Genomic DNA, 15444 nt, shown 5'->3' on the forward strand with positions numbered 1-15444 from the left:
CAACTTGAAAGATGAAGGGTATATATTGTCAGCTCCTTTTTCTTAAGGATGCCCGTAATTTTCTGAATGGTCCACCTAATCTGTATAGTGCTCCATTATTTCTTTGAGGTGTGCTACTTTCATTTTGGCTTTTATTCTTAGGAATATAATTTTGCCATAATTCTGGCGATTTCTCCCAGGGGGCAATAGTTTCTTGATCATTCTCGTAAAAATGAATTTTTCCGGCGAGTCTTTCTCTGTTTCGATAAGCATAACGGAGTTCGGAAGCAGTGATTGATTCACCCCGTCCTTGTTCTAAAGGAGTGGAGCCTTTCTGTTTATTCACGACTTCTTGTATATTCAGACCGTCAAGAACAAAATGTATCTTGGTTTTTTCGTTACTGGCGGCCATTGCTATGCCTAGTTTACTGCCTCTTTTCCAAAGTAATTTAGGTGCGGCACCTGTAGGTTCATGCCATGTATGATAATAATCAGAACCGTATTGGTTACGGGTTTCCTTATATATATCGGCAATATTAAATTTTTTATTTTCATTTCCAGCTTTAAAATAGTCATTCCATAATGGATACCATCCTCTTTTACTTGCAGCGACATCCTGTTGTAAACTATTTGTTACCTTAATATCCTTAGCATATTTCTGAGGATTACCATATAATTTACCCAGTTTATCTAATGGATATTTGTTCAAAATAGTATTGGAAACATGATTATTATAAACATCTATAACCATTGGCGAGCTATTTGTTTTGTCTGGATCAAAATTGGGATTGACACTTTTTATATATCGCCCCCGTTGAGCTGCCAGACCATAGAATAGATCACCATTTTCTTCATTGTAATTATCTTTCGGTACTTTAGGGGTATTTATTGCCTGATGCAAATCCAGCCCTAATCCTAATGAATTATTAGCGGTTTCTTCTGCATGTTGTTCAATTGCATCCCTTAACTGTATTGGGTGTTTTTTATGTTTTTCTTTTTCACTATATTCTCGTTCCATGTTATTACCTATTTATTTTTCGTAAGAATTTTATACTCAATAGATTTCGAGTTGCAGCGCGGCGGCAAGTGAACGCATCCCCAGGAGCATAGATAACTATGTGACTGGGGTAAGTGAAAGCAGCCAACAAAGCAGCAGCTTGAAAGATGAAGAGTATATATTGCTAATGATTTTTCATTACTATGCATTAATTATTCATTGCTGTTTTTTGAGGAAAGTTTTAATGTTTGTTTATTAATGCTATTAATTCTATTTTCTATTTTATTTCTTGTCCTGGCTAATGTATCTAAGGTTAATTTGTCTCCCTTTATTTTAGAAGAGAGTCCAGAAAGACCCATTGCATTATCGCCATAGTTTTTACGCATAAATGCGACGGCATCAGAATGGCTTTCATTGAGAACTTCACGGATACTATTGGTGAAATCTAATATATGTCTGGCTTTATCACTGCTGAGTCCTGCTAATGCCCGGTGATGTGATACAGCCAGATCAGCAAGTTTATAGGCAGGAATTTTTATTGGGGTGATTCTTCCTAAAAGTTGTGATGTTAATGAACTGCCAGCCATGACTTTTAAGTTATCTTTCTTGGTTTTCTTTTTGATTGCTTTGATGAGCGGGTTTTTATCGTAATTATTGATATCAAATATCATGTTTCTTGTTTTAGGATAAGGATAAGCGATTTCCAACTTTTCATTTAATTTTTCAATAGCTGTATCATTAAGGTAATTTAATCCCGTTCCGGCTAATGCACCAATACCCATGCCCGCTATAGTGCCAACACCGGGTGCTATAGCACTTCCTATAGCTCCGCCAATAGCGCCGCCAGCTATACTGCCTCCGGTATTTAATAGAGTTTGCAGTGTGGTCGTTCCTATATTTTTGGCTATGTTAGCTCCAGCAGATTCAGGGGAATCCATTGATTTTAAGGTCCAGTCTAATTGTTTTAAATGAGCTTTAACGACAACCATCCATTTGTAATATTCGGAAATGTTTTCTTTCCAAAATGAATAATCATGAATCTGACTTAAACTGGCAGAGTTATTCCCCAGTATGCTATTTAAATCTAATCCAATGCCTAACGGGGAATTATCTATAGCATGTTCATTATTAGCCTCTGATTTTATTAGCGGCTTTTTGCCTTGATGCGTATTTTCACTGTATTTTTTGTTTGGCATATCATCACCTTTATTTAATATATGAAAATGATTGTGATAGTTCGAGTTTTACCTATCACAATAGGGCAATACTAAATTCCAATTAATTTATCAGTATTTTCTTCAACAATCATAATACCTATACCGTTTATCTTAATTACGGCATCCTGACTATTTTTCCATGCTGAGAGAATATTTTCTATTTTAGGTAAATAATTTAAATGGGTAATACCAAAGACATGAAGAATAACGTTTTTATTTTCCTGACTTTCATTATTGACTGTAGAGAATTCCGTGATCAGTTCTACTTTAGTCAGAGCAAGACGAACATCTTCTGTACCACCTAAATCGGTACACAATTTATCTGCCAGAGCTTGATTGATTTGTGAATTATTTAGGTTTTGTTTATGATCCACAGAAGCGGAAATTTGTTTAATTGGTGTAATACCTTCTTGAATATCCTGAAGTTTCATTGGTACGGTGATGGAATATAATAAAGAGAGGCGTGGACGATTGCCAAGCGCTTGCCAAAAGTTACCCAAACTATTTAAATTTTCCTGTTGGGGAATCACTCGGGTATATGCACCGGGAATGCCGGTTAATTGACGATTATTTATCAAGGCATTTAAAACCCGTGTCATGACTTGTGCGGCTTGATTGTTGGGTTGACTGTCTGGGCTGGAACCGTCGCTCGATGGTTTATTCACATCCCAGTAAGTAATTAAATAGTTACAATTGATATTTACCCAGCCCGGTAATAATGAGTTGTTTGCTGGATTATAACGTCTTGGTTCGGCGGAGCGTAATTGCAAATCTTCGTGTATATCGTAAAGAAATACGCTCACTGTCGGTTCCGATTGAATGGAATTAATTTCTGGTAGATCAAAACGGATATCAATTTTATTTCCATTAGTATTTAAGTATTGGGATAAAATAGTATTTAATGCTTGATTAATTTCAATGATCGCATTGTCAGAAGCAATTAGGGTTGTCATATTTATTCCTATTCTATTGAATATTTAAAAAATCAATCGGCCAGTTTTATTTAATTCGAGTGTAACGGCACGATCGATATGTTTATTTTCGATTTGTTCGCAGTGATCATGTTTCGCTAACATAGATGCTAATAAAGCAATATTTTTGATATTAGCGCCAGTTAAATCAGCCCGTTTAGCCAGATGTTCAAGATCAAGTTCATCAGATAATCTCAATTGTTCAGGCCAGATTGTTTGCCACATCTTTTTACGTAGCATTTCATCGGGATAAGTAAAACGAGTAATAAAGGTAAAACGACGATTAAACGCGCTGTCTAAATGACTGCGATTATTGGTGGCTAAAATCACTAATCCCGGATAATTTTCCAGTCGTTGCAATAGGTAAGAAACTTCAATATTGGCATGTCTGTCTTGGGCGTCTTTGGTTTCACTACGCTTGCCAAATAGAGCATCGGCTTCATCGAAAAATAGCACGCCAGAATCTGCTTCGGCTAAGTCGAAAATGCGAGAGATATTTTTTTCTGTTTCGCCGATATATTTATTCACCACTGTAGAGAGATCGACTTTAATCAAATCAACACCAAGATGTCCGGCAATTACTTCGGCGGCCATGGTTTTCCCGGTCCCGGATTCTCCGTAAAATAGCGCACTAATGCCGGTGCCATAACCTATTTTTTGCTGAAAACCAGCGCCCAGAATCTGGTCACGGTAATGAATGGTGGCAATAATTTCTTTTAATTGTTGTGCTAATACATCTGAAATAACTAAATCATTAAAACAGCGTTTGGGGGTGATTCGCTGAGCTAATTTACCGAAGTTTTGTTGAGCACGGAAGTTTAGTGCTTTACGCAGATCGGTTTCTTCTAATTGACCTTCTGGTTGTCGGAGTATTTGGTATTGATTCGCTTCTTGAAGGATTTGCGGTAATGTTTCCGCAGTAAATGAAAAACGCTGACATAATTGAGCGATGTTTATTTTCTGGATGATATTAGCCGGTAAGTTTGTTTCCAGCATGATTTTTTTGTCTGCCAGAGTGAGTGCTGGCATATCAATTTGCACCATGGGCAGATGTTCAATCCAGATTAATGAGTCTTGTGGTTCTATTAGACAAACCACGCGTAATTTTGGGTGATTCAGTAAAGTGGATAATTCGTTATTTAATATTTTCTTTTTCTCTGCCAGTAAAGAGAAATTGCGAATTAATAAACAAGCATTATGTAGCCGGGCTTCCCGCACTGCATCAGTCAATAAGTTAGCGATTGCCCTTATATTGTCTTCGTCGGGCAGGCGGGCTAAATCAAGTGTTAAAGTACTTATGTCATGGGATGCCATAATATGGCTTACCGCCAATTCTCTGGCACTGCCTGGTTTTCCTCTAAGTATGACTAATGGGCGCACTTCATCTGTTTCATTCAGCAATATTTTTTCAAATGAGTGATAAAGGGCTTGAGGATACCAAGTTGGCGAGGCAGGAAAATACCAATAAGCACAAATTGTCAGGGGGGGTAAAATAACCTGCTGGCCTGATAGAAAATGCCAGACCGCGCTATGAGTTGAGAATTGTGTCTGTAGCCAAATAGATTCTTCGTGATTATTGAGTCGTAATAGTTGATTCTTGATTAATGGTGTTGATGGTAAAAAGCTATTTTGTTGTAATTGTCGATCACTTTGGCGTTGGCTGAATAGTTCAATGGCTAAAGCAAAAGTAGGCCACTGTTTTCTACTGCTACCGTGCAGAGCAGCAAATAGCGCATGATAACGGCTGTCAAAATGGGGTAATAAACCTAATAGTAAGGCATCTCGCTCAAATTCAGTCAGTTCAAAACGATCAACCAATATTGATAATGGATCAATAGCTGCTGGGCTTTCCTCTGTTTTTGGCAGACTAATAATATCATTCGATTGAATTAGCCAATGGGGTATTCCCTGTGGTTTTTTCAAGTGCTGATCTAATTCATCTTCGGTAAGTAAAAAACTTTCCGGTAAGGAATCGTATCTGTGACTCTTTTGGTAATAATAATGCTGTAACCGCAGATCGATACGTTCCAAATGGGGATAAATCCAATGTGATTCTGCCACTATATTGTGGCTATAGGTAACTGGGTAATCCATATAAACCTTCTAAATATTTTGCCAATCGATGCGTAAAGGGAGATCCAGCCAGGGAAGTCTGGCGATATTTAATGGCCAAGGCCAATCGGCCAATAGCGCATCAAAGGGTTGTTGCTGGATTGTGATTTTGATTTCTTGCTCATTTGTCAATAATTCACCCGGTCGTTGTAAAAATAATTGCCGTACATCATTACGGCTTAATTTTTTCCAGCTGGGAAGCTGGACAGTCATCGCATCCAGCCATTGATCTGCTATCAATTGTTTTTCTGGTTCAAGAGAGATTGATTCTGTATTTTCATTGACCATGAGTCCGCACAGAACGTTATTAAGCCTCTTGCGTTCTGCCGGTGTTTTTTCGGTTCCCCAAATCAGATAGTCAAGGAAATTAACGGCGCTGAACTGGGTTTGACGGTGGATAAATTTCTGTTTCTCAAGTAGGCCAAGTTGATTAAATAGTGCGGGAAGCATCGGCCATAGAATTAATATGCCGGCATTTTTTACCTGATATGGAAGAGGTTGTTCAGGTAATAAAGCCTGTCCGGAATGTGACCTGTTGATAATTTGATGTCGGTTATGGTTATTGCCTGTAATAGGTGTGTTATCTGGTGCTGATAGTATTTTCTGATCGTCGGTGATGACCTGCTGATTTGCCAGATGTTGGTATGTCTGAATATTTGAAATATCAACGGGAGTAATGGTTGGTTTTTTATCAGATATATTCTTCTCCATGTGATTTGGCATAAAGCATTCCAGTAGATATTGATATTCTTCAGCTGACAGGTGCTTTTTGCAAAGTTGTGAAACAGAAACGGTTTGCCAGAGTTGTTTTAGCCAGCTATTTAATGGACTGTTGTCGGTCATAGCCTGGCGGAATAATGTAATAACAGATGCAGCATTAAGTATGCCATTATTGAATTCAGTGGTAATACGCGAGATGATTTTCGCATCGGGTTTAGGTATTTCCTGAGTATTGTGCCGCTGGATATATTGCAGTGCATTAAGTATCAATTGTCCGGAGGAGACAAGCTCCTCCTGATGTTGTGGTTTGTTGACTCTGTCGGATAATCTGCGGTTAATGGCGAGGAATAAGGCCGGTTGTCTGATAGCTAAAAGCCGTTGTAGGCCATGTTCAGATAAACAGCCTTTTGCTAATAATAATGCTGATTTGTTTTCTATCTGTATTAATTGATTGATTAATGGTTTAATTTTGATATCGCTATTCTTATTATCGGTTATTACCTCCATTGGATTGAGTTGCGGATCTTTTTGATATAAGAAATGAATGAAATTCTCTGCATCAATTAAATGATTTTCACTGGATAAAGATATCTTATCGGTCAATTTATTGGATGTTGGTTTATTCAATAGAATTTCTTCCTGGTGGTTATTTATCTGATATTGGCTCAGTGCTTTATTCAGCGCAAACTTGAGGCGAGCCGGGAATAATGTATTAAAGTCATGGAAACTTATTTCGCCAAGGTCCAAGGTTAAGCTATCTAAAGAGATATCCTGATGAATGTTATATTCATCAAAGTATGATTTGAGTAATTTATTTATGCTGGCTTGATTAAGTAGGGAGCCATGCAATACTTTTTTAGCCACCTGTTGATTATTAGCCTCAATAGTAATGGTAATCCGGTTTAACAGATTTGGCTCCGAAGTCATATTGATATTTCCTTGGTGATTGACAAATAATAGATAATTTAAATCTTTCTGTATGGGATGGAATTAAAGTTTCATAATAAATGCCAAGATGTAATAAGGTGGAACTACATCAACACTGTGAGTATGTGAAGAGGATGATGCTGTTGCCTTATGATTATGCCCTTGTCCACCCCCGACTTCTGATGTGTATGGATGATAATCATTTCCAGTTGGACTTGGGTGCCAGAAAAACATAGAAGAACTTGTATTATTTATTTGGTATTTTGTTGATCCTATGGGGGTATTACCATAGGCAAATCCTAGAGTATTATAATATGGAAGTGCTTCAATATGTTTATGTTTTGGTATTTGTGATTCTGTTAATGTCGTGTTTTGCACAGTAACATTTACCGAAACCGTAGTTGATGTTGTATTTCTGGAAAAGTTTTTTCCATTCCCACTCCCACTGGCTTTATTACTGCTTTTCCCTGTTTCAGAAATAGTTTCACCGCACATTATAAAACGGCTTCTTAAGTCTGGGGTTCCGCTGTTACCATCACAAAAAGCCCATCCAGTGGGAGCACTATTACCAGAAAACATTACAATCATGCCTCTGGGGAGTACTTTATTGGGATCAATGCTCACACCGCTTGAATTAACCGTGATACCGTTACCGGCTTTGACTGAAACACCATTACTATCGACGTTAATACCATTACTGGCCTTAACATCTAACCCATCACCTATTTTGATTCCCCAACCAAGTCTTACCGATATCCCTGTAGATTCGACGTTAATTGTTTTATCTTTGGCTTTTACAGAAACACCATTAGTATCAACATTGATACCATTATTGGCTTTAACGGCAACACCACTACCATTGACGGTAATACCGTTGGCAGCTTTGACAGCCACGTCATTGGTATTGACAACAATACCATTGCCTTGACCGACACATATTCCATTGGTTTTATTAATCAGACCGCTACCAAGGTCTATAGATAAAATATCATCTTTTAGCATTAATGGTGAAAAATCTTGGTTGGAAAGCGTACCTATTTTTAAATTAAGCGTACCGTCATCAGCCAATTTCAATCCTGTTCCTGGCCCATTTTGTTGTGGCGCTTGACCACATGCTTTACGCCCAATATCTGCAATATTAATCAGGTCAGCATAATCGGTCTGTAATGGAATGCTGCCTTCTTTAAAACGGATTTTCAAATCATCGGCTGAAGGCCCTTGTGGTTTAATATTGATATTTTCCAGATTAGCTTCGGAATTTTGCAGATTATATTTCTTTTCCATGTTTATCACCTTATATTATGTGGGCTATTATATTAAGAGAGATGCAAATAATAGCGAGATTCTTGGGATATTTTGATATATGAATAAACGAGATGTTTATTTTATATTGTTAAAGTTTGTTTCCATCATAGGCGAAATAAAAACCAAATTTTGTACGCGCTTCTCCTTTAAGATTATTAGGATCAGAGAGGTAATTCAGTGATAAGATAAGCGGTTCCTCGGTGTAAAATGATGCGCCAGAAAGATTTGGGTTATCGCCTAATACAAATCCATAATAGAATGACCAGCTATTTCCGGCTGGAGGGTCATATAAATTCATTGCCTTCCATGATAAGTTAAGTCCTACTTTCTTCCGGCCTTTAATATGTAATGTTTCATCAGTAATAACCCCGTTTTTATTCTTCTTCACCTTGATATAATAATCTGTCCATGCATTATCTGATTTCAGTACGGCATATTCAGGCCCTATTTGGCTGTTATCGGTTAAAAATACCAGCTTGCCTTTATTATCTACTGGTTGATACAAATATTCTGAAATAGCCGTTTCTTTATTATTCTCCTTATTAAGGTCAATATCTATCCGCAATATACCTTTAGCATAAGGCACATATAATAGCTGATTATCTTTTATCACTTCTTCGTTCCATTGATCGCCCGATTGACCAATGACCTCAATACGTTGCTGTTCGGTGGCAATTCGCATACTGCCAATACCGGTTGCAGCGGAAGGTAATCTTCCCAGGGTTAAGGTCTCTAAAATATGGTATGCCTCGTCCCCTAAAGGCGCATCATTGTTTTGCCAGCGTTTATAGGTATTAGCAAAGTCTTCAAAATGTTTCGGTGATAACCAGTGAATAATCATCGAAATATGCGCGGGAAATTCAGCGAGAATCTCCGTTTTTACCCAAGCTTCCAGTTTGTAAGGGTCAACTTTGTTGCTTTCAATTAACAGGTGATTGACTACTACGCTAACCACAAATGAAAAGCGATCAGCCAAGGCATATTTTTCGCTGGAGAAATACCAGCGATAGCGCCATGCTTCTGTCTCGGGTGGAAAATTATCCCGTGAGTCTTGGGTGCGTTTAATTAATATCTTGCCTTGAATACGATCAAATTTGACTACCTGTGCTTTAAGCTCATATTCGGATTTCTTTTCAGCGCGAACTGTACGGGCTAATATCTTTTTGGCAGGCCCAGATGGTGTAATGACATATTTCAGCGTGATTTCGTCATTTTCTTCAATCATGGCCGGGAAAGGGCTTTGGGCGCTGGAGGTAATCCAACGTTCATCTTCAACATCGTTGTTATATGTGGCATCGGCATAAACTAATTGATAATCCATATCTTCCAACCACACTGGGCTGTTTTGCCAGAATAGCTTGTCTTGCTCAAATGCCATCAGCACTCTTTCTAAATTGTGTTTTAGATCCGTGCTATTGCGTGTGTTAAGGGTGAATGTTTCTCCTGTCACCTCGGTGATCATTTGGCCCCGCAAAGTGAATTCTCTGTCACCTTCAATGATAATTAGGTTAATCACCTGGCCTTGCAATAAACGGCCGGCTGTACCTTTCTGGGTGATTTTTAATTGATCATCTGCAACTACCAGAGAATCAGGCTTTTGCTTAGTATCGAATTGGATATCGGGTTTTACCGGCAGTAATTGACGATGTTCAATTAAATAGAAAGGCAAATTAGCCAGATCAGGGGTATCACTGAAACATTCCCCGCCTAAACCTAACCGGGCCGCAATCCGTTTTTGTAGTGCCGACACTTTATCAATACGAATATTATTACGTTGATAGGTCAGTTCCGGTTGTTGAGCGAGATAACCGCGTTGGGTGTCCAGAAAATCTCGAAAATCTAGGGTAAGTGGTCTGGCGGCAAGTTGAGCGCCAAAATAACCCAACAGATGATCTAAGATTTCCAATTCTTTTATATAGTTTGGCCTTTGAATATCATCATCGATATAGATTTGTGAATCGTAATTTAGTTTTGTGGTTAAGTCAGAGATGATCTGTTGATGAACGCTGTAACTGACCGTGTTTTCTTTAAAAGGCCATTGCACACCATATACTGTCTCCCCCCGTTGTTTAAAGGCCAGGAGTTTCGGCAATAGGGCAAGTTCAGCACAACCGTTAGCCAATATTTGTTCAAACGGCAGAATAAATTGGTGTAATTGTACCTGCTGTGGAGTACGTTTTTTGGTTTGTAATCCATAACAGGCGGGTAATTTATTGCTCACCGGGTAGTAATCCAAAACTTTACGATATTTACCCCAGTCCAGTAATTCCGGCTGTGTATCGATTAGCGGCTCTGCAATAAGCTTTTCCTCGATATCTTGTTTAGAAACAACAATTTTAACGCCGCCTTTGGCAGTAATGGTGAGTGGGCTATTTGCTGAGGTAATTAATGCCAGTGGATTGTTACCCCATAATCTAGGGTAATATCCTTGGGCAATTTCCCAGGACCAATTATCGTCCGACAGCGGAGTAATGGTTTTATCGTGATTAGCTAATGCCAGTCGGCTTACACTTTGAACCCCTTTAATCGCCAATAATCGGTTAACCAGATGGCTGAGATTTAATATGGTAGCGCTGGTGTAATCTTTGGCTTGAGGTAATGCAGGTATCCAGCCGTGATGTAAATAAGGGCCGGAGAAGATCTTTTCATTACTGTAGCCTAAATTTTTCATGGCTTGAGTGGTATAACGGATAGGCTTTTCCAGCACCATTTGTTCCGCCGTCATATAAACTTGGGCGAAGATGTCAGGAATATCGATGACGTTATCATCAAGCTCAATGTCAATCTGCAAAGGGAAATTAATGGGTTGCAGCCAGATAATTTTGCTAACGGATTCCCCCAGATTACGGTTATTTTTTAGGAAATCGTTGAGCTTCTCCTGAGCCAGTTTATTATTAGCCTGAGTTTCCTGACTAGGAAGCAAATAAAGCCAGTAATTTCCTCTCAAGGTTAATTTGCCATCTTCTCCCAAATCATTAAAGGTATATTTACGTTCCTGTTTGTTATACCAATATTTATAGCGTTGTTCTTTAGGCTCACGAATCAGTTGGACATCATTAAAGAAAAAATAACCTTTGCTGGTGTCATTAACTGTGTCGCTACTGTGCAGGTCCAGTAAGGCTCGGCGATAATCTTCCGCCGTGATTGGGCCACAGGTCAGCGTTTGTTGTGGACCGAACTCTTGGGGGAAAATACCGTCGCCAGGTATCTGTTCCGTGGGGTTGGGCGTAAGAAGATCTTTCAGGGGTAATGAGTGACGGTAAGCCAGATCAGACGCACCATAACAACAGGCTTCTAATAAGGTGATACCGGGATCATTTTCACTGGTATTACTCCAGCGTTGGCCTGATTGTTGCTCAATGACCGTTTTGGCCTGAGCAAGTAAGGCATCGAAAGTAATATCGTCTTTGACGATGGGAAACAGGGCATCCTGATGACTCATTGGTTAACTCCTTGGTTTGCGGGACGCGGCTCTGGCCAGACCAAAATCAGTACTTCATCATCGGCAGCTTCGATACTTTCACCTATAGCACCCGTGGTTCGGTTAGCTATCGTTATGCTTAAATTGGTGACGCGTTCTACCAAAGGGGATTGTTGGATGTTGGCTAACAGCTGGTAATAGTCAATACGGTTACCGGTTTTCACGCCAATAGTCGGATTCTCTCCCCATGGCATATATTTTCGGCTTAGTTGCTGTTGTAGCTGATGATGGCCGTAGTCAGAGTTAATACCTGATATAAAGGTCACTTGGTAGTTCACATTAACATCAACGTAGGTGGGATTATTAATTTCAATCGTTGCCCAGGGACTACTGAGGTGTTTGATCCATGCGACCATTTCTGCCAGCCGGGCAGGGTTTAACTTTGGTCGTAGGACATCATCGTTATCTTTGTAGCGGCTGTTAGGGATCACAATCAGTCGTTGTGTTTTTGGTGCCGGGATTTTGGTTAATTCATTAGCCGAAGGATATTTGACATCAAACAGGCTGATAAATTGTTCTTTTAATAAGGTGACAATATTGCCCCAACTCAGTACCCGATGACGGTGAGACAACCGGGCAGGCAGACGCGTCAGGAAAGTTTGCTCGGTTTCTGGCGGACGACCGTTCCACGAGGCCCAAGGTTGGGTGACGTTGCTGATTGCGACTGATGTGCTGGTTGGTTGTTTAATGCTACCCGCGGCCAATCCGTTGATAAAATGAGCCTGCTCAACGGCTTGGGCATTAACTAATGTCGCTGTCGTGGCGTTATACAGCAAACCTTTAATGCGTGGGTAATCCTGAGGATCAATCTGCGCGGTTATCTCTGCTTTCAGCCAGTACCGTCCTGCCGGCATCAGAGTGGCCTGATTTGCGGCATCTTGTGGTAATAAGGTGTACCAGATACCCTGGTCAAACAAGTTACCCGTTTGATCGTTAACTGATTTGTCTAAGGTGCTCCAGCTATTGCTTTCGTTGAGATAAAACCAAGATAAATTGAGGGCTTTAATCCCTTCTAGTTGCCAATATAAGGAGATAGTTTGTCCCGGCAATACACCTGTAAAGCCTAAATAGAAGGCTTCATGGGTGAGTGGCGGCATTTTTGCTGTTGCCTCACCTCGACCAAAAGGCGTCAGAGGGTAAACGGTGAATTGCTCAGGTTTGGCTTTAGCACTGAATTGTACCTGCAATGCACTGATTTGCGGGGTGTAGGGGACATTTTTACTTGTGGGATTTTGCCAGTATTGGGCGTGCATAAAATCCTGTTCAGCTAACTCTATGCGCACTGATGCAGGCCATTCATTGGGCGATGGGCTGTCTACAAGGGGATAATTCATCGCCGGTAAGGTAAATGTCAGGCTTTGTCCTTGTGGAGCGCCTGTTCCACTAAATAATGACTGAGATTTAGATTGATTAAGAACAGCTCTCTTTTGAGATGTGACTAAGTAGCCTTGTACCTTGAATACACTATTATTGGCTGGTTTCGGATTGTATTTGTCATACCATGTTGAAAAACTACCTGTAGGCAAGCCAACCCATTGAGGCGTAATCGTCAATGTTGCGTTGTCCGAGCCATACCATTCCGGAGCAATCAGATTGAAACCGGAACCCAGCGACGGTGATTGACCAAAGGGGAAGCTGGTGGTATCCGTCTGTTCAATACCGCCATCAGAGGCATAGCGCACACTGCGGTTACCGTCAATGCTGACTTCGATGCCTTTAATCTCAGGCAGAGTAGGGCCCTGAGTGGTGCCCAGTTTTAATGCCGGTACATTAAACACCAGGTTATCCAAGGCATCAGGCGGAGTGACAGAGGCATCACTGGATGATAATCCAAGCTCAAGGGTTGTTTTGTCGATAGATTTTACCGACAAGGAGAGCCAATGATTTCCAGCGCTGATTTTAGCGGTGATGTGATCAGCATTACCCGCCCATTCGCTTGCCAGAGTCACTTTAATGCGGCGTTCTCCTGCTGACATGGCAAATAAAGGAGAAGTGATCAGATAACCGGACAAAACCGGAATATCATTAGGCATTGGACTAAAAAGCCGAATACCGTTTTCGGGTAATGCCATATTATCTGAACGGTTCAGTGGTGTTGCTGATTGCCAGCCATCTTTATCTTTGCGGTACCAATATAGGTCGGTCAGTTCTCCTTGGTTTGCCAGTAAATCTGTATCTGATGCATATTGTAACGGATTGCCGGCGCTGTCTTGTCCTGCATCAAATAGCGTGCCTTGGGCTATCAGTGATTCTGTGCTGTTGGTATTGAGGGTAATTCCTAGCGCAACCTTATCCGCTTGGGCGCTTTTAGGTTTTAGTCCCAATAATTCCCGGTAATAAAGATCACGGTGCCGGGCTGGGAAGGTATTTAATAATCGGTTGGGTGTTTCTAATAACTTTAAAAAGGCCAATATAAAAGCTTGATGTGCCGGTAAAAGGCCATCCGCTTTATTCACATTTTGGTAAATATCCGCCAATTGTTGCGGATTATTTGCTTGAATAAAGTAGAAATTGTCCCAGAACTGTTTTTTCTCTTGATCGAAAGGGATTTTTTCAGCATAAGCCTTAAGCCAGTTTAAAATATCCAGTGTGCTTCTTTCGTCAAGTTTAAATACAGTATCTGGCACAATAGCAGAGAGTTTATTGTCTAACTCGGCCTGTCTCATATTTATACCACCTGTTGTTTGAATATATCCCTGATATACCCGTCATCTTTCAAGTCGCCTCTTTGTTGGCTGCACTCACTCACCCTGGTCACATAGTTATCTATGTTCCCTGGGATTCGCTCCCTTGCCGTCGCGATGCATCTTGAAATCCATAGGGTATAGATTTTCAGGAGTTCGTTGTTATTGAAAATAAAGTTGAAGAGGTTATTTATCCGGCTGTGACTGCATATTGACTGGCGATAAAACGGCCTTTACCCATACTGGGGGCTGTCACATCCGGGCCACTCGATGGATTATTGGCTAGTTGGGTTGGGGTAAATCGGGCGATAAATTGTTGCCCGACAACAATGACTGTGGCTGGGCTGCGGCAAAAGTTGGCTTGTTGACTGGTATCCAACTGAGCAATAGTGACCATACCTATGCCGGGCACTGGATGGCTTGGGGTAATATATTGCGCCTGAAGTTGCACCTTTTTTTCATCACCCACCATGACGATCTTTTTGCCCTGGATTTTGGCGTGCCCGCTACCTCGAATGGTTGCTGGCCCCAAAATGGTAACTTGTCGATTGCCGAATAGCGGTTCGAATAGCAGGTTGTCGCCATCAATCACCAGTTGTTTACTCATAAACTCACCTGTACCCGACCCTCATTAACTTCAAGGACGCCTTCAATCTGCTGGCTGATTTCGCTGCCTCTTAGGGTGTAAGTAACCTGAATATGCAGTGCATTGGGCAGGTCTATTCTTTGGTTCACTTGGATCTCACGGATATCTGCGCGAGGTTCATAGCGCAATACGCGTTCTTCAATCCGAGTTTGAATTTCTGCCATCATTTCGTCACGGATATTGGCAAACAGATAATCACTCAGGCCGCAACCATAATTCTCATGCATAATTCTTTCGCCGGGTTCAGTTAGAAAAAGAATTTTCATATTTTGGCGAACATTTTCTGCCCCTTCCGCCATGGTTACACCTGTAGGTATTTCAGGATGCGCATTATCTTTGATAGAAAATTGCGGCGGAAATGCCCAACCCCGACCATAAATATCGGCTAATATTTTGTTTGTCATC

Annotated in this window: 10 protein-coding genes; all 10 read right to left on the reverse strand. The window is 40.5% G+C overall.

The genetic code is table 11. The features are described from left to right. Positions 1–28: 28 nt before the first annotated feature. Positions 29–997 carry a hypothetical protein gene (locus tag BDD30_RS16920; protein WP_015834938.1) on the reverse strand — a complete coding sequence of 323 codons (969 nt, stop codon included), beginning with the start codon at positions 995–997 and terminating at the stop codon, positions 29–31. 191 nt (positions 998–1188) lie between these two features. Further along, a complete protein-coding gene (locus BDD30_RS16925; RefSeq protein WP_015834937.1) occupies positions 1189–2172 on the reverse strand; it encodes a hypothetical protein in 984 nt (327 codons plus the stop codon). Positions 2173–2243: 71 nt separating this feature from the next. Beyond that, positions 2244–3146: a Pvc16 family protein gene (locus tag BDD30_RS16930; protein ID WP_015834936.1), complete on the reverse strand. Its 903-nt coding sequence runs from the start codon at positions 3144–3146 to the stop codon at positions 2244–2246. 24 nt (positions 3147–3170) lie between these two features. Beyond that, on the reverse strand, positions 3171–5258 hold the full coding sequence (locus BDD30_RS16935; RefSeq protein ID WP_015834935.1) for an ATP-binding protein: 2088 nt from the start codon (positions 5256–5258) through the stop codon (positions 3171–3173). Between the two features lie 9 nt (positions 5259–5267). Beyond that, positions 5268–6923: a contractile injection system tape measure protein gene (locus BDD30_RS16940; RefSeq protein ID WP_015834934.1), complete on the reverse strand. Its 1656-nt coding sequence runs from the start codon at positions 6921–6923 to the stop codon at positions 5268–5270. A gap of 63 nt (positions 6924–6986) precedes the next feature. Then, on the reverse strand, positions 6987–8207 hold the full coding sequence (locus tag BDD30_RS16945; RefSeq protein WP_015834933.1) for a tail fiber protein: 1221 nt from the start codon (positions 8205–8207) through the stop codon (positions 6987–6989). Between the two features lie 109 nt (positions 8208–8316). Then, positions 8317–11670 (reverse strand): hypothetical protein, encoded by a 3354-nt coding sequence (locus BDD30_RS16950; protein ID WP_015834932.1) that lies wholly within the window; start codon positions 11668–11670, stop codon positions 8317–8319. Continuing rightward, on the reverse strand, positions 11667–14375 hold the full coding sequence (locus BDD30_RS16955) for a hypothetical protein (protein WP_015834931.1): 2709 nt from the start codon (positions 14373–14375) through the stop codon (positions 11667–11669). Before BDD30_RS16955 ends, BDD30_RS16950 begins: the two co-directional genes overlap by 4 nt. A 208-nt stretch (positions 14376–14583) precedes the next feature. Beyond that, entirely contained in the window at positions 14584–15000 is a 417-nt protein-coding gene (locus tag BDD30_RS16960; protein WP_015834930.1) for a hypothetical protein, read from the reverse strand. After that, the gene (locus BDD30_RS16965; protein WP_015834929.1) at positions 14997–15443 is read right to left on the reverse strand and encodes a GPW/gp25 family protein; all 447 of its coding nucleotides are present in this window, start codon (positions 15441–15443) and stop codon (positions 14997–14999) included. The genes BDD30_RS16960 and BDD30_RS16965 overlap by 4 nt, the downstream gene beginning before the upstream one ends. Position 15444 lies beyond the last annotated feature (1 nt).

The organism is Photorhabdus asymbiotica (genome assembly GCF_003634575.1).
GTDB lineage: Bacteria > Pseudomonadota > Gammaproteobacteria > Enterobacterales > Enterobacteriaceae > Photorhabdus > Photorhabdus asymbiotica.

Bases quoted from the DNA above. Each gene is read 5' to 3' on its own strand.
- BDD30_RS16930 (WP_015834936.1), bottom strand. From the start codon at position 3,146: ATGACAACCCTAATTGCTTCTGACAATGCGATCATTGAAATTAATCAA.
- BDD30_RS16945 (WP_015834933.1), bottom strand. From the start codon at position 8,207: ATGGAAAAGAAATATAATCTGCAAAATTCCGAAGCTAATCTGGAAAAT.
- BDD30_RS16955 (WP_015834931.1), bottom strand. From the start codon at position 14,375: ATGAGACAGGCCGAGTTAGACAATAAACTCTCTGCTATTGTGCCAGAT.
- BDD30_RS16950 (WP_015834932.1), bottom strand. From the start codon at position 11,670: ATGAGTCATCAGGATGCCCTGTTTCCCATCGTCAAAGACGATATTACT.
- BDD30_RS16965 (WP_015834929.1), bottom strand. From the start codon at position 15,443: ATGACAAACAAAATATTAGCCGATATTTATGGTCGGGGTTGGGCATTT.
- BDD30_RS16920 (WP_015834938.1), bottom strand. From the start codon at position 997: ATGGAACGAGAATATAGTGAAAAAGAAAAACATAAAAAACACCCAATA.
- BDD30_RS16935 (WP_015834935.1), bottom strand. From the start codon at position 5,258: ATGGATTACCCAGTTACCTATAGCCACAATATAGTGGCAGAATCACAT.
- BDD30_RS16925 (WP_015834937.1), bottom strand. From the start codon at position 2,172: ATGCCAAACAAAAAATACAGTGAAAATACGCATCAAGGCAAAAAGCCG.
- BDD30_RS16940 (WP_015834934.1), bottom strand. From the start codon at position 6,923: ATGACTTCGGAGCCAAATCTGTTAAACCGGATTACCATTACTATTGAG.
- BDD30_RS16960 (WP_015834930.1), bottom strand. From the start codon at position 15,000: ATGAGTAAACAACTGGTGATTGATGGCGACAACCTGCTATTCGAACCG.